Origin of the sequence: Arthrobacter sp. N199823, assembly GCF_002929705.1 — a bacterium.
Classification (GTDB): Bacteria; Actinomycetota; Actinomycetes; order Actinomycetales; family Micrococcaceae; genus Specibacter.
On the sequence record NZ_PJIN01000004.1, the window covers coordinates 312,554 to 327,664 of the forward strand.

Below are 15,111 nucleotides of genomic sequence, written 5' to 3' on the forward strand. Positions count from 1 at the left end.
TTGTTTGGGACAAGGAGCGCAAAAGTTCACCAGTGACTTGCCATAATGGCAATCGTGGATAACTCGACGCTTCTCATTCTGGGCCCGAACGCGTGGATATTACTTGCCGTCATGCTGATTTTGGCCGCTGCGCTGTGGCGTCTGGCGCTTGGCCGATCACCCTGGGACATGCTGTTTGCGGGACTGCGCGCGCTTCTTCAACTCGCAGCTGTGGTGCTTGTCATAGCGTGGCTGTCCGACCGTGGCCCTTGGGCCTTCTGCTTCGTGGCGCTGATGTTCACGGTGGCGGTGTGGACGTCGGGGCGACGGGTTGCCTCGGATGGCCGCTGGTGGATCGCTGCGATTCCCATCGCCGCCGGAGTTCTCCCCGTTGCTGCAATGATGTTCGCCCTGGGCGTTGTCCCTTTCAGCGCGCTCGCCATCATTGCCGTGGTTGGGCAGCAGATTGGCGGCGCCATGTCCGCTGTGACGTTATCGGGTCGACGAGTCCGCGATGAACTCACGCTGCGACACAATGAGGTGGAAGCCGCCGTGGCTGTGGGCTTCCAGTGGCCAGCAGCCCGCCTCATGGTTGCCCGCCCTGTCGCCGGCGAGGCCATACTTCCCACTCTGGATCAGACCCGCACGGCCGGCTTGGTCACCTTGCCCGGCGCCTTTGTGGGCATGATTTTAGGGGGTGCCGCCCCGATTGACGCCGGACTCATTCAGCTTTTGGTGCTCATCTCACTTCTTCTGGTCAACGCCTGCGCCGCCGCGGTGACCCTGTGGCTTGGTTCGCGGGGCGCATGGCGTTATCCACGCGCGTCCTAAAAAACGTCCTAGAACACGTTTTAGAAGTGGGTCAAACAGTGAGGCATGCTCGTAGGGCTGAAGAGGGCATCGAAGCGGTCTGCAGCCCCGGATTTGTGTTCTTGAAGGCGGCCGGCAGCGCTCAGCGTGCGCGCCGATACCCCGCCAAGATACAAGCTGGAGAGTTCGGCAACACCCAAACTCAGTTCAGGTGACTCATCCACGTGACCGTCCGCAGGGGCATCCGGGTGAGCAGAGACATCAGGGTGATCCCTGAGGCTCTGATCCTCGGCTCCCCCGGCCAACTCGGACAGCCGCGTCACCGTGGCCCTGCCGCCGTCGACCTCTATGCGGAACAACCCTGAGGCATGCCCCAATTGGTCGCCCACATGAACGGTGATGCTTCCGTCGTGCTGATAGTGCCGCGCCGCAAGTACCGCTGGCACATCGAGAATGCGCAGCCACAATAGATCTTCGGTCTTGGAACGCCTGTAGTCCCGTTTGGCGGCAATGGCCCATTCCAGCGGATCAACCAGCGGGGCCCGGTCCCAGGTGATGACATCGATCAAGTCCAAGGAACCCAAGTAGTTCCACAGGGCCAGATAGGCATCTTCGGTGACTGCCAGCAGATCCACGATTTCCACCGAGGAGCGATCCTTGCCCTCGTTGGGCGTGTACGTCACATAGCCATCCACCTCACCAGCGGCGTTGTAGTGCAGCGCGGCCCGAATCTTCTTGACGGGTTCCATCGATTCATAACTGCCCTGACCGGCCGCCATGAAACGGTACACATCTTGGCGGCCAATGGAGCCATACGTTGCTCCATGGACCTTGGCGAAGACCTCGTTGTGGAGCTCGAGGATGACCTGGGCATCGGCTACTTCCACGCTGCCTTGGCGTGCCGCGGCCGGATTATGGAACACCAGGCCACCCTTGACGTCAACTTCCACCGAGCATTCGTGAGTGGCCACGCCGAAGCCAAACCGCCCGTAAATGGTGGCTTCCGACGCCGTCAGTGCCGCCAAGGGAAGGCCCGCCGCCTTGGCCTGAGCCAGGTCCGAGCTCATCATTGCCCGCAGTAATCCACGACGGCGGTGGCTGGGGCGCACCGTGACGGCAGTGATCTGGTGGACGGGAAGCAACGTCCCCGCACCCACGTTGAGTGTCTTGCGGTGGTAGGCGTACGTTGCCACTGGATAGTGAACGCCCCAGGCACCAGCCGGTGCCACGGAGTCGCTCAAATAAGCGCCAATGACCATGCGTCCGTCCACCTGCTCAGCCGTTACCAGGTGCTGATACAACTCCGGAGCAGGGGCGGCACCATAGAAGCCCAGGGCCACCGCCTCGATCCAATGGCCCACTTCTGCGGGAACTTCGCCGTTCTCAAAACGAACAGGGAAGGAACGCAGCTCATAGGGAAAGGGCCGTTGATGGCGGGTGGATTTCTCGCTGGCAGTGCTCATGGTGGCTCCTGGTGGGTTGAGTCAGCTGATGATGGAGGGTGTCAGTGTCCGGCGTCGTTCCAGCTGGCGCCCAGACCAACCTGCACTTCCAGGGGCACCTGCAACTGTGCAGCAGCACCCATCTGTTCGATGACCAGGGCCTTGACGGCGTCAAGCTCCCCCGGCCAGATTTCCAGGATCAATTCATCATGGACCTGCAACAGCATCCGTGACTTCAGCCCCTGATCCTTGAGCGCTCCATCAACACCGAGCATGGCCTGCTTGATGATGTCGGCAGCTGATCCCTGAATAGGTGAATTCAGTGCCACACGTTCGGCCAGTTCACGCAGCTGACGGTCGGTGCTGGCCAGATCCGGCAAGTAACGCCGGCGGCCCTCAATGGTGGAGGTGTAGCCGTCAATGCGGGCTTGCTCCACCACGCCGCGCAGGTAGTCGCGCACCCCGCCGAACCTGTCAAAGTAGTCCTTGACCAAGGTGCGGGCTTCATCCACAGAGATTTCCAACTGCTTGGACAGACCAAAGCTGGTCAGACCGTAAGCCAGACCGTAGGACATGGCCTTGACCTTGGAACGCATGGCAGAGGTGACTTCTTCCGGGGGCACACCAAATACATGGGAGCCCACGTAGCGGTGCAAATCCTCGCCCTGGGCGTAGGCCTCGATCAGGCCCTCGTCACCGGAGAGGTGGGCCATGATGCGCATTTCAATTTGCGAGTAATCCGCGGCCAGCAGGCATTCATACCCTTCGCTGACCACGAAGATATCCCGGACCCGGCGTCCTTCTTCGGAACGGATCGGGATGTTTTGCAGATTGGGGTTGTTGGAGGACAAACGGCCCGTCGCGGCAACATTCTGGGCGTAGGTGGTGTGGATGCGGCCATCCTCAGCCACCGACTTCTTCAATGTTTCCACCATTTGCTTCAGCTTTGAGGCCTCGCGATGAGCCATGAGCTGCGCCAGGAATTCATGGCCGGTCTTCTCCAGCAGCATCTTCAAGGACGCCGCATCTGTGGTGTAACCGGTCTTGATCTTCTTGGTCTTGGGCAGCCCCAATTCCTCAAAGAGCACTTCCTGCAGCTGCTTGGGTGAGCCAAGGTTGACCTCGTGGCCAATAGCGGCAAAGGCAGCTTCCTGCGCCGCATTCATGGCCGCGGTGAAGTCTGTGAGCAGCGTGGCCAGACGCTCCTGCGAGACGTCTATGCCCGTCAGTTCCATGGTGGCCAGAATCGCGGCAAGCGGCAGCTCCAGCTCGTGCAGCAAGTTAGCGGCACCGCGCTCCACCAGCATGGGTGCGAAGTGTTCGCTCAGCAACAAGGCCACGTAGCCGCGCTGGACGGCGTCACTGAATGTTGCATCGCCCTCCAGGCCCAAGTCCAGCTGCCCGGATTCACCGCCGCCGGATTCAAAGGACACCTTCAGATGTACCTGACTCAGCGCAGCAAGCTCGTAGCTGCGGCGGTCCGGCTGAATCAGATAACCGGACAGCGAGGTGTCATCAACAACGCCCGCCAGTGTCAGCCCGCGGACAGAGAGCGCCTTGAGCGCCTCTTTGTACTCGTGAACTACCTTGGGTGCATCAGAGCCAAGCCATGCGGCCAGAGCTGATTCCAGCGCCTGATCGGCGGTTCCCAGTTCAACCACGACGGCGGAATCCGCACGTACCAGCGCCACCGCAACGGCTTCGAAGGCCAATCCAGCCTTTTCGCTGATCACGTCAACCGCCACAGGGGTGCCAGCTGCTCCGGCGGTAAGCCACTGCGTCAGGGCACCGGCCTCGGTGAGAACCTGGTGAGCGGGCACTTGATGAGCTTCTCCGGCGTCGTCCGGCTCTTCCTCGGCAAACAGGTCAAACAGGCGCTTGCGCAGCGTGTTGAACTGGAGGGCGTCAAAGAGCTCCTCCACGGCATCACGGTCCGGGGACTGCAGCACGGTGTCGGCAATGGCGACCGGCAGCTCCATATCGCGCAGCAGGTGGTTCAGGCGGCGGTTCCGCTTCACGTCCTCGACATGGTTGCGCAGCGACTCCCCCACTTTGCCGCCAATGGCGTCCAGATTCTCTAGGACCCCGTCCAGGCTGCCATAAAGCTTGAGCCACTTGGCGGCAGTCTTGGGCCCCACGCCGGGCACGCCGGGCAGGTTGTCAGCGGATTCACCCACCAGGGCGGCGAGATCCGAATAGCGGTTGGGCGGGACCAAGTACTTGTCTTCGACGGCCGCGGCATCCATGGGCGGAATATCGGAGATGCCCTTTTTGGGGTACAGCACCAGCACCTTGTCGGTAATGAGCTGGAAAGCGTCGCGGTCGCCGGAAACCACCAGGACGTCCCAGCCGGCAGCCTCGCCCTGGACGGACAGCGTGGCGATAATGTCATCGGCCTCGAAGCCGTCCACCGAGATGGTGGGGATGCGCATGGCTGCCATGACCTTGATGATCAAGTCAATCTGGCCGTAGAACTCCTCCGGCGTTTTGTTGCGCCCGCCCTTGTATTCCGTGTACTCCAAGGAGCGGAATGTGGGGGTGTCCAAGTCAAACGCCACCACCACGTGTGTGGGCTTCTGCTGGCGAATCATGGTCAGCAGCATGGAGGTGAAGCCATGAACGGCATTGGTGTGCTGGCCGGTGTCGGTGGCGAAGTTCTCCGGCGGCAGCGCGTAGAAGGCACGGAACGCCATGGAGTGACCGTCAATGACCAGCATCCGGGGCGTTTCGCCTCCTGGACGTTCGGCAGAGGTCCCGGTTACGGGGGTTGTTGCAACAGTGGACTGGGGGGCCGTCTTGGCAGAATCACTCACAGGTGCAAGCCTAGTCATCATGAGCGATAAATTCACACCCCATCCCCGTTCCGCCGAACTCCTCGCTGCAGGAGTCCCCGCCGAGTACCATTCCATGCTGAGCCGCCACGGCGTAGGGACACTGGTGGAGAAGATGGGCATTGTGTTCACGCACATGAGCGCCGAGTCCATGGTTGCCACCATGCCGGTTGAGGGAAACACGCAAGTCACCGGTCTCTTGCATGGCGGTGCGCATGTGGTTTTGGCCGAAACATTGGGCTCCTTCGCCGCCGCTTTCCATGCCGGGCCCACGTCCCGCGTGGTGGGCATTGAGATCAATGCCACACATCATCGCGGAGCCGCTGGCGGCCTGGTCACCGGCACGGCCACCCCCGTTCACTTGGGCCGCACACTCACCACCCACGAGGTAGTCATGAGCAATGAGGCCGGCCAGCGTCTGTCCACCTGCCGCATCACCAACATGATCCTCTCCAACTGACCCGTTTTTAAACTAACGACGCCGGGCACTCACCTTGCCGCTACAGCGGAAGGTAAGTGCCCGGCGTCGTGCGTTGACGAACGAATCCTCTAAAAGATGTTGCCGATGATCGCTTCGGCCGCCTTGTTCAGAGGAGGCACGATCAAGATGATGGCGGTAACGACGGCTAGCACGCAAAAGCCGAAGCAAATGTAGGAGCCCCACCTGGCCGCGTGATTGCTGCGGCCGTCGTCATCACCACTCACTGCTGTAAAGCGCACGCCCAAGGAATACATGGTGACCACAAAAACGGCACCAATGAGGGTTGTCAGGCCCACTGTGACAAAAGCGAACCAGTCAATCATTTGTTTTCCTCCTGCGCGTCCAGCTCGGTTGCGGCGTCCGGTAAGGGCTCAGTGGCGTGCTCGGCTACTGCCGTCTTGGTCTTGACCTTGGGCATTTGCGCAGCTAGCGCCGCCTTCGTCATGGCCTTCAACACAGCCGTGTCCGCACGGTCCAAGGCGCTCTGGGCGTCGGCCCGGGCGGCATCTGTTTCCGCGGCACGTTTTGCTGCTTTGGCGGCAACCTTTTGGGCAGCGACAGCCTTCGCTGCGAGACGGTCACGTTCCTTTTTGCTGGGAATGTGCACGGCGTCGCCCACGGCGTCAACGTCACTCAGAGCGTTGCTGTGATCCACAGTTTCACGCTGAGACAAGAAGAACATGAACAAGATCGAGCCAAGCCCCAACACGGCGACAATGACGACGCCCACGATCCCGACCCGCATCAGCAAGGCAGCGAGGCCGCCAACTATTGCGGCGGCTGGCAGCGTGAGTAACCAGGCAATACCAATCTTGCCGATAGCACCCCAACGAACTGTGGAGCCCTTGCGGCCCAGTCCGGAACCAATCACGGAGCCGGAGGCCACGTGGGTGGTGGAGAGCGCAAAGCCGAGGTGACTGGAGGCCAAAATGGCTGCGGCGGTGCTGGTTTCGGCGGCGAAGCCCTGCGCTGGCTTGACGTCAGTCAGACCAGAGCCCAGGGTACGGATGATGCGCCAGCCACCCACATAGGTTCCGCCGGCAATGGCCACCGCACAGGCCGCAATGACCCAGAAGTGCGGGCCGGTTCCGGCTTCCTGCAGATTCGATGCCACCAGCACCAAGGTGATAACACCCATGGTTTTTTGGGCATCGTTGGTGCCGTGCGCCAGTGCTACCAAGGAGGAGCTAAAGACCTGGCCGCGACGGAAACCGCCGCGCTTCTGTGTCAGCTTGTCGCCGGAGTCCGGATCGGAACGGCGGGTGATCCCATACGCCAACTTGGTACACAGATACGCCACCAAACCGGCGATGGCCGGGGCCAAGACCGCTGGCAGCAACACCTTGGAGACAACCACGGCAAAGTTCACCGCCCCGAAGGACCAGGTGCCCACAATGGCAGCACCTATCAAGCCGCCGAAGAGTGCGTGCGAGGAACTGGAAGGCAATCCCAGAAGCCACGTGAACAGGTTCCACAACACCGCACCCATCAAACCGGCAAAGATCATCCCCGGGGTGATGGCGACACCGTTGGGCCCACCCTCGTTGATGATGCCACCGGAGATGGTCTTGGCCACCTCCGTGGAAAGGAAGGCGCCCACCAAGTTCAAGATAGCGGCCAGCGCCACTGCAGTCTTGGGTTTGATGGCACCTGTGGCAATGGGTGTAGCCATGGCGTTGGCTGTGTCGTGAAAGCCATTCGTAAAGTCAAAAAAGAGGGCCAGTGCTATAACTAGCACGACCATGAAGGTGAGATCCACCCGCGATCCAATCTTGAGAGGGCGTAAGCGAGACTGTGAACAGATAGCCGGAAATCCTATGCCAACGCCGATGACTTGCGGCAGTGCTGACGAACCGAACCGCTTACGATCCTACGATGATTTTGCCCTGCTTGGTGTCCAGTGACCCCACTTAAGGTTAACGGAAGGTGAACAAGGGGTAAACCGTGGTGTTTAAGGGCCGTGCCAGCACGGTTCGTAAAGAAGAATCTGCGGAGGAGGCTCACCAGATTGTGAGAAAAATTGCTGCTCAGCTCAACAGTGCGAGCAGTCCGCCGGAGGCAATTTGACCCGGATTTCCGGGCGCTAGGACCGCTGGCGAGATGCTCCTGGCTGGCCCGCTGTCGCCGAGGAAGCAGCCCACTGCCATGACGCCGCACCGGACGCTGGTGCGGCTCAACCGTCCCGAGATCGGATCACGGTGTTTTGTTCATCACTATGGTCCCGATGTCGAGAAAAAGGATCCAAAGCCCCCCATTGCGGCTACCCACCATACAGTTGTGGCCCCCGCATCGACGCGGGGGCCATAACTTTTCAGCTCATTCGCCACAGTCCTGACAGCGAAAAGACTGCCAGCGGCTGATCCTTGCTGGCCCTAGGCCTTGCTGCTGCTAACCCTTGTGAAGGTTCTCCCGCACAAGCGGGGCAACTTCAGTGGCGTACAGCTCAATGCTCTTCATCATGGCCTCATGAGGGAGCGTGCCGTGGCTGTACTTCAGATCAAAGCGTGAGAGGCCCAGCGCTGTGGCCACCGTGGTGATCTTCCTGGCCACGGTCTCAGGGGAACCCACCATGAGTGCACCAGTAGGTCCGGCCGTGGCATCAAAATCGGTCCGCGTCATGGGCGGCCAGCCACGGTCGCGTCCAATGCGGCCGTGAGCTGCGGCGTAGTGCGGCCACAGCTCGTCCATGGCCTGCTGATCCGTGGCGGCAATGTGACCGGGCGAGTGAACACCAATGGGCTGTTCCGGCTGCCCGAATTCTTTCAGAGCCCGGTGGTAAAGCTCAGCAAAGGGTGTGAACTGTGCCGGCTCACCACCAATGATGGCCAGCATTAGCGGCAGTCCGTAGTGGGCAGCACGCACCACCGACTGCGGGCTGCCACCCACAGCGACCCAGGTTTTCAGTGATCCGGATTCGGTGTGCGGGTACACCATTTGGCTGTGCATGTCCGGGCGGGTGTTACCGCTCCAGCTCACAGGGCCTTCCTTGCGCAGCTCGCTGAACAGCTCCAACTTCTCCTCAAAGAGCTCCTCATAGTTGGCGAGGTCAAAACCAAACAGGGGGAAGGATTCTGTGAAGGATCCCCTACCCAGGGTCACTTCGGCGCGGCCGGAAGAAACGGCGTCGAGCGTGGAAAAACGCTGGAACACCCGGATGGGATCATCGGAGCTGAGCACGGTAACTGCCGATCCCAAACGGATACGCTGGGTCTGTCCTGCAATGGCGGAGAGCACCATGTCGGGGGATGAAATGGCGTAGTCGTCCCGGTGGTGTTCGCCAACGCCGAAGTAGTCCAGGCCCAGCTTGTCGGCCAAGACGGCCTGTTCGACGACGTCACGAATCACGTGTGCGGCAGGCTTGGGTGCACCGGTGGCATCGAGAGTGATGTCTCCAAAAGTGTCCAATCCCAGCTCAAACTGCTGGGGCGAGGAAGTACTGCTGGCCATGGTTTCCATCCAATCCAAATAAATATGCGTTTGTATCTACTTGGGGAACCAGCGGGTTGGTAAAACTATTCCCGCGCACCCGGCCAGCTAGTGACGCGCCAGAGCCGCCTTGCTGCGGTACACAGCCAGGAACGTGCTGATGCGCCGGATGGCCTCATCAATGTCGGTCACAGAGGGCAAGATCACGAACCTGAAGTGGTCCGGGGTGGGCCAGTGGAATGCCGTGCCGTGGCTGACCAGGATTTTCTGGTCTTGGAGCAGGTCAATCACAAACTTCTCATCGGATTCAATGGGATACAGGGCGGGATCGAGTTTTACGAACAAGTACATGGCACCGGCAGCCGGGACGCACGACACGCCGGGCAGCGCATTGAGCAGCTGCGAGGCCCTGTCACGCTGTTCGCGCAGCCGTCCGCCGGGCTTGGTGAGGTCATTGATGCTCTGATAGCCGCCCAACGAGGTCTGAATGGCGTGCTGGGCCGGGACGTTAGCGCAGAGGCGCAGGGATGCCAGCAACTCCAGCCCTTCCTTGAAGCCAGCCATCGCGGCCCGGGGGCCGGAGAGAGCCACCCAGCCAGCGCGGTAGCCGGGCATTCTGTAAGCCTTGGACAAGCCGCTAAATGTCAGCACGCAAATATCATCGGCGAGAGAGGCCATGTGGATATGACTGTGGCCGTCATAGAGGATCTTCTCGTAGATCTCATCCGAGAAGATCGCCAGATCGTGTTTACGAGCCAGCTCCACAAACTGTTCCAGAATGTGCGCCGGGTAAACGGCACCCGTGGGGTTGTTCGGGTTGATGATGACAATAGCCCGGGTCGCCGGGGTGATCTTGGCCTCGACGTCGGCCATGTCCGGCCACCACTCATTGTCCTCATCACACAGATAGTGCACGGGGACACCGCCGGTTAGGGTGACAGTTGCTGTCCAGAGCGGGTAGTCGGGGGCCGGGATGAGGACCTCGTCGCCGTTTTCCAAAAATGCCTGCAGCGTCATGGAGATGAGCTCGCTGACCCCGTTGCCGACAAAAATGTCATCGACGCCAATCTTCATCAAACCCTTGGTTTGGTAGTACTGCGAGATGGCGGTGCGTGCGGAGAAGATGCCCTTGGAATCGCTGTACCCCTGGGCTCCGCGGAGGTGATGAATCATGTCCACCACAATGGATTCGGGCGCCTCCAGGCCGAACGGGGCGGTGTCACCAAGATTCATGCGCAGGATCCGATGGCCCTCCGCCTCCATCTTTTGGGCCGCATGCAAGATGGGACCACGGAGTTCGTACCGGACGTTGGCTAGCTTGGAAGAATGTTGCATGGGGCGCATGCATTCCATTTTTACACACGCGCCCCGGCAAGCTGCCAACCCGTCCACACTGCGGTTAGCCCATGGCACTGCCCCACGGCCGCCCACCCACAGCCAGGAGTTACTTCTTGGCCAACAGCCGCTCCACGCGTGGCTTGACCTCGGCGGCAAGCAGCGTGATCGATTCGAGCAGGTGTTCGTGCGGCAAACCGCCAATGTCGCTTTGCAGGAAGTGGCGCATATGACCCATGTAGCCGTGTAGGTGCACGATCCGCTGCGCCACCTCGTCAGGATCGCCCACATAGTAGGCACCTGGCGCGTCAGCCTGGGCAAGGTAGGCATTCTTATCCGGTGCCGGCCAGCCGCGCAACTGTCCCATCTCCACATTGAGGTTGTGCCAGCCCGGGTAGAAGCGCTCCAGCGCCTCTTTTTTGGTGGGGGCCACCAGACCCAGGGCGGCCACGGAAATCTTGATATCAGCACCAGTGTGCCCGGCTTGCTCGGCCGATTTCCGGTACAGCTCGGCCAGCGGAGCAAATCTGTGCGGCGCACCGCCAATGATCCCGTAGGAGACGGGCAGTCCCAGTTGTCCGGCCCTAGCGGACGACGCCGGGCTGCCGCCGGTTGCGATCCACAGCGGCAGCTTCCCCTTTACTGGGCGCGGGACGACGGCCAGGTTGTCAATGGCCGGACGTACGCTGCCGCTCCAGGTAACGCTTTCGGTCTCGGCATTATTGATGGCCATGAGCAGCTCAAGCTTTTCGGAGTAGAGCTGGTCATAGTCACGCAGATCGAAGCCAAAGAGCGGGAACGTCTCCACGGAGGAGCCGCGTCCGGCAGTGATTTCAATGCGCCCATCACCCGAAATGGCATCGGCCGTGGCCATCTGCTGGTAGACCCGAACAGGATCGTCGGTGCTGATGATGCTGGCGGCACTGCCGAGTTTGATGTTTTTGGTGGCCCCTGCTGCGGCAGCCAGCATGGCTCCGGGCGATGAGGCGGGCATGGAGACGGTGTGATGCTCCCCCACTCCGAAGTAGTCCAAGCCCTGCATATCGGCATGAACAATTGCCTCAAACAGGTTCCTGATGCCCTCAGCCGTGGACCCAGGCGTGCCGTCCGCATTGAGGGGTGTATCGCCAAAGCTGTACGCGCCGATTTCCATGGTGCCTTCCAGAATTCATGATGTGCCAGCACACTGTGCCGAGCCACGAATATACGTGGTACTACAGATCATATTGAGTACAGATCATTTGGGCAAGCTGGGCCCGGGCCAGAGTGTGGGCACAATCAGACGCGCAGGCAGACTCGCAATCAGCCACGGCATGGCGTCTGAGGCGCAATCACAGCAGCGGCAGAGACTGCTCCTTGACCTGCTTGCGGAGGATCTTGCCCAGCATGGAGCGTGGCATGTCATCGATGGCCACAATGCGAACGGGCACCTTGTACCTGGCCATGAGTCCCTTGCAGTAGGCGCGGAGGGCGGCCTCATCCAACGCCACACCGGGTTCCAGCTGCACGGCAGCCACCACCATTTCGCCACCGCGCTGGGCAACTTGGCCGAACACTGCCGCATCCACCACATGCTCATGCTGACGCAACACGGCTTCCACCTCGGAGGGGGAAACATTGAATCCACCGGTAATGACCAGTTCCTTGGCTCGATCCACAATGGTGGTGAAGCCTTGTTCATTGACTGTGACCATGTCACCTGTGCGCAGCCAGCCGTCCCTGGTCAAACTCTTGGCGGTTTCCTCGGGGTTGTTCCAATAGCCCTGGAATATCTGCGGACCCTTGAGCAGCAGCTCGCCGGCCTCACCCTGGCCAACCTCGCGAGAGGGCTCGTCCAGGTCCACCACCTTCATCAAGGTGGAGGGGAACGGCACGCCAATGGTGCCCGTCTGCCGGGTTTCTGCGAAGGGGTTGCCGAGAGCCACAGGGGACGATTCAGTCATGCCATAACCTTCAACCAGCAACCCTCCGGAAACCGATTCCCACAGCTCAACCACGTGGTTGGGCAAGTTCATGGCCCCGGAGATGCAGAATTTGCAGGAGCGCAGCGACACGCCCTTCTCCTTGGCAGCAAGGGCCGTGCGCTCATAAATGGGCGGAACGGCGCAGTACACCGTGGCGGGCGATTTCTTCATCGCAGACAGCACCAGATCGGCGTCGAACTTAGGAAAGAGGACCAGCAGGCCTTGCTTGCGAATACCGAACGTGAGGTACAGCGTCATGCCAAAGGCGTGGAACATGGGCAGCACGGCGTACAGAATTTCCTTCTGCTGCTGCGCGCCGTGCATCCAGGCTTCGCCCTGGAGCGCGTTGGCATACAAGTTGAGGTGGGTCAGCTTGGCACCCTTGGGCCGGCCCGTGGTGCCTGAGGTGTAGCCAATCACGGCCAGATCGGTGACCACGGGGCGCGGGTGGAGCGGATCAAGGGGGCCACCTGCGAGGAACTGCTTCCAAGGCAGCGTACCGGGCGCCGGGGCAGTCAAGGACGCGCGGGTCTCGCGAAGCTTTTTCAACGGCAATTTCAAGGCCAAGCGTTTGACGGCCGGGAATTCCGCCAGCAGATCCACGGAAACGATGCGGTCAAGAGCTACATCGGCGGGGAACTCCTGCACAGCCGGAACCACCTTGTTCCAGGCAATCACGACGCGGGCCTGATGATCCTCAAATTGGTGGCGAAGTTCCCGTGAAGTGTAAAGCGGGTTGTGTTCAACCACCACTGCCCCGAGCCGCAGCACCGCGTAAAAGGCCACCACGTGTTGTGGACAGTTCGGCAAAATCAAGGCCACACGGTCCCCGTGGCCGACCCCTAGCTTGCGCAGACCCTCGGCAGCCCGGGCCACCTGCTCCCCCAGCTCACGGTAGCTGGTGCGCCGGCCAAAGAATTCCATGGCCGGATGCTCACCGGCTTCCTGCACGGAACGCTCAAACATCTCCACCAGCGATTCAGTGGGCAGCTCGATATCGGCCGGCACACCCGGCTGGTAGTTGGCCACCCAAGGCTGCTGGACGGGGCCGGGTGAGGGGGCTGGGCTGGTGGTTTCGTTGTGCGGCATGATTCCATCTTGCCGTCTGTGCGCCATTTTCAAAACTTTTACCCAACGGTGCTGGACTCTGGGCGGAAGGGTGGCTAGCGTGGGGATTCCGGACCTTGTAGAAAATAACTTGCAGGAACAATACTTGGACCGGATGCCATGCGAACAGCAGCACATTCACTACTAGTTCACTATTAGGAGACTGTTATGGGTTTCATCGGATGGATTATTTTGGGCCTCATCGTCGGGGCCATCGTCAAGGCCATCATGCCCGGCAAGGTGGGCGGCGGCTGGGTCACGAGCCTGATCCTCGGTGTGGTTGGTGCCATTGTTGGCGGCTGGATCGGGGACCTGCTCTTCAACAAGGGTGAAATGGGCTTCTTCAACATCGGCTCTTGGCTGTTGGCAATTGTCGGCGGCTTGGTGGTCGCCGGCATTTACGGTGCCATCACCGGACGCAACAAGACCTCCGCCTAGGAGCGGCGAATCGTGACAGTAACTCAACGAGGCCCGGCCACAGCGCCGGGCCTCGTCATGTCAGGAACAGCCGTGGACAAAGCCGACGCTCCAGCCCCTGATGACGACCGCAAGCCAGATAGCCCCACCCAGCTACCTGCCAAGTCCTGGAAGTACGCGGGGCGTCGCGCCGTGGCCAAGTTCAGCGCCGATGGCTGCACAGACCTAGCAGCATCGCTAACCTACTACGGTGTGCTCTCCTTGTTTCCAGCCCTGCTAGCCCTGATCTCGATCATGGGTCTTGTGGGCCAAGCAGAGCAGACTTCGGCGCTCCTGCTGGATCTGGTGAGCCGGGCTGCCGGCCCGGAGACCGTTGAGGCCATCCGGCAACCCGTGGAGCAACTGACAAGCTCTAGGGCTGCCGGATTGACCCTGGTCATCGGTATTGTCACAGCCCTGTGGTCCGCATCGGGATATGTTGGCGCCTTCAGCCGGTCCATGAACAGGATCTATGGCATTGACGAAGGCCGGCCAGCCTGGAAATTGCGCCCGGCCCTGCTGCTGGTGACACTTGTTGTTGTCCTGCTGGTAGCCATCATGGCGTTACTTCTGTTGCTCTCCGGGCCTGTTGCACAGGCGGTAGGTGAGATGCTCGGAGTCGGATCCGCCACCCTCACAGTGTGGTCCATCGCCAAATGGCCAGTGCTGGGTCTTTTGGCCGTGGTGCTGATCGCCATCCTGTACTACTTCACTCCCAATGTGCGCCAGCCACGATTCCGCTGGATCAGCATTGGCGCCGCCGTGGCCTTGGTGGCTGTGGTTGTGGCGTCGGGTGGTTTTGGCCTGTATGTGGCCAACTTCTCCAACTACAACAAGACCTACGGAACCATTGCCGGCATGATCGTGCTGCTGTTGTGGATGTGGATCATGAACCTGATGCTGCTCTTCGGTGCCGAGGTCGACGCCGAGCTTGAGCGGGTTCGTCAACTTCAGGCGGGTATTGAAGCTGAAGCGCAACTGCAGTTGCCACCGCGCGATATTGCCGCCAGCGCCAAAAAGGAAATCAAAGAGCAGCAGCTCCTGAGTGATGGCCGTGCGCTCCGTGCCGAACTGCGCACAGAGGCGGAGCCACTGGCAAGGAAATCGGCCGAGGCCCGCACGCTGTTGTGGATCGCCGGAATCGGCGCCGGCGCCCTCGCCGTGACTGCCCTTCGCACCCGCCGCCGTCGGCCCTGAGACTGAGAGCGCATGACGCGCAGAGCCCCGCAGAAATCGCGCTGATGGCAGGCGTGAGAGCTCCCTGAGGGCTGTTGCATTTC

12 protein-coding genes are annotated in these 15,111 nt (G+C 60.8%); 4 read left to right on the plus strand and 8 right to left on the minus strand.

The window, feature by feature from the left end:
- Positions 1–54: 54 nt before the first annotated feature.
- Positions 55–810, plus strand: a complete 756-nt coding sequence (locus tag CXQ93_RS11700; RefSeq protein WP_219817349.1) for an ABC transporter permease — start codon at positions 55–57, stop codon at positions 808–810.
- Between the two features lie 20 nt (positions 811–830).
- Here the strand turns inward: CXQ93_RS11700 and CXQ93_RS11705 are convergent, their stop codons facing one another.
- Both CXQ93_RS11705 and polA read right to left on the minus strand, forming a co-directional pair.
- Positions 831–2,252 carry a GNAT family N-acetyltransferase gene (locus CXQ93_RS11705; RefSeq protein WP_104110581.1) on the minus strand — a complete coding sequence of 474 codons (1,422 nt, stop codon included), beginning with the start codon at positions 2,250–2,252 and terminating at the stop codon, positions 831–833.
- A gap of 41 nt (positions 2,253–2,293) precedes the next feature.
- A complete protein-coding gene (polA, locus tag CXQ93_RS11710) occupies positions 2,294–5,065 on the minus strand; it encodes a DNA polymerase I (RefSeq protein WP_104110582.1) in 2,772 nt (923 codons plus the stop codon).
- Here polA and CXQ93_RS11715 point away from each other — a divergent pair.
- The gene (locus CXQ93_RS11715; RefSeq protein WP_104110583.1) at positions 5,064–5,522 is read left to right on the plus strand and encodes a hotdog fold thioesterase; all 459 of its coding nucleotides are present in this window, start codon (positions 5,064–5,066) and stop codon (positions 5,520–5,522) included. The two genes, polA and CXQ93_RS11715, sit on opposite strands and share 2 nt — an antisense overlap.
- Positions 5,523–5,611: 89 nt before the next feature.
- Here the strand turns inward: CXQ93_RS11715 and CXQ93_RS11720 are convergent, their stop codons facing one another.
- From CXQ93_RS11720 to CXQ93_RS11745, 6 genes are all read right to left on the minus strand, one after another.
- Positions 5,612–5,866, minus strand: coding sequence for a hypothetical protein (locus CXQ93_RS11720; protein ID WP_104110584.1), 255 nt, complete (start codon positions 5,864–5,866; stop codon positions 5,612–5,614).
- Positions 5,863–7,302 (minus strand): inorganic phosphate transporter, encoded by a 1,440-nt coding sequence (locus CXQ93_RS11725; RefSeq protein WP_104110585.1) that lies wholly within the window; start codon positions 7,300–7,302, stop codon positions 5,863–5,865. Before CXQ93_RS11725 ends, CXQ93_RS11720 begins: the two co-directional genes overlap by 4 nt.
- Before the next feature lie 629 nt (positions 7,303–7,931).
- A complete protein-coding gene (locus CXQ93_RS11730; RefSeq protein ID WP_181036135.1) occupies positions 7,932–8,990 on the minus strand; it encodes an LLM class flavin-dependent oxidoreductase in 1,059 nt (352 codons plus the stop codon).
- A gap of 87 nt (positions 8,991–9,077) precedes the next feature.
- The gene (locus tag CXQ93_RS11735) at positions 9,078–10,313 is read right to left on the minus strand and encodes a pyridoxal phosphate-dependent aminotransferase (protein WP_104110587.1); all 1,236 of its coding nucleotides are present in this window, start codon (positions 10,311–10,313) and stop codon (positions 9,078–9,080) included.
- 100 nt (positions 10,314–10,413) lie between these two features.
- Complete coding sequence (locus tag CXQ93_RS11740) at positions 10,414–11,457, minus strand: LLM class flavin-dependent oxidoreductase (RefSeq protein WP_104110588.1); 1,044 nt, start codon at positions 11,455–11,457, stop codon at positions 10,414–10,416.
- Positions 11,458–11,635: 178 nt separating this feature from the next.
- A complete protein-coding gene (locus CXQ93_RS11745) occupies positions 11,636–13,357 on the minus strand; it encodes a long-chain-fatty-acid--CoA ligase (protein WP_104110589.1) in 1,722 nt (573 codons plus the stop codon).
- 186 nt (positions 13,358–13,543) lie between these two features.
- Here CXQ93_RS11745 and CXQ93_RS11750 point away from each other — a divergent pair, with 186 nt between their 5' ends.
- The gene (locus CXQ93_RS11750; protein WP_104110590.1) at positions 13,544–13,813 is read left to right on the plus strand and encodes a GlsB/YeaQ/YmgE family stress response membrane protein; all 270 of its coding nucleotides are present in this window, start codon (positions 13,544–13,546) and stop codon (positions 13,811–13,813) included.
- Between the two features lie 12 nt (positions 13,814–13,825).
- Positions 13,826–15,028 (plus strand): YihY/virulence factor BrkB family protein, encoded by a 1,203-nt coding sequence (locus tag CXQ93_RS11755; RefSeq protein ID WP_258068925.1) that lies wholly within the window; start codon positions 13,826–13,828, stop codon positions 15,026–15,028.
- Positions 15,029–15,111: the final 83 nt, after the last annotated feature.

What these genes read in the sequence shown, in the direction of transcription:
- CXQ93_RS11715 (WP_104110583.1), top strand. Translation starts at nt 5,064, where the DNA reads ATGAGCGATAAATTCACACCCCATCCCCGTTCCGCCGAACTCCTCGCT.
- CXQ93_RS11750 (WP_104110590.1), top strand. Translation starts at nt 13,544, where the DNA reads ATGGGTTTCATCGGATGGATTATTTTGGGCCTCATCGTCGGGGCCATC.
- CXQ93_RS11730 (WP_181036135.1), bottom strand. Translation starts at nt 8,990, where the DNA reads ATGGCCAGCAGTACTTCCTCGCCCCAGCAGTTTGAGCTGGGATTGGAC.
- CXQ93_RS11735 (WP_104110587.1), bottom strand. Translation starts at nt 10,313, where the DNA reads ATGCGCCCCATGCAACATTCTTCCAAGCTAGCCAACGTCCGGTACGAA.
- CXQ93_RS11745 (WP_104110589.1), bottom strand. Translation starts at nt 13,357, where the DNA reads ATGCCGCACAACGAAACCACCAGCCCAGCCCCCTCACCCGGCCCCGTC.
- CXQ93_RS11740 (WP_104110588.1), bottom strand. Translation starts at nt 11,457, where the DNA reads ATGGAAATCGGCGCGTACAGCTTTGGCGATACACCCCTCAATGCGGAC.
- polA (WP_104110582.1), bottom strand. Translation starts at nt 5,065, where the DNA reads ATGATGACTAGGCTTGCACCTGTGAGTGATTCTGCCAAGACGGCCCCC.
- CXQ93_RS11720 (WP_104110584.1), bottom strand. Translation starts at nt 5,866, where the DNA reads ATGATTGACTGGTTCGCTTTTGTCACAGTGGGCCTGACAACCCTCATT.
- CXQ93_RS11705 (WP_104110581.1), bottom strand. Translation starts at nt 2,252, where the DNA reads ATGAGCACTGCCAGCGAGAAATCCACCCGCCATCAACGGCCCTTTCCC.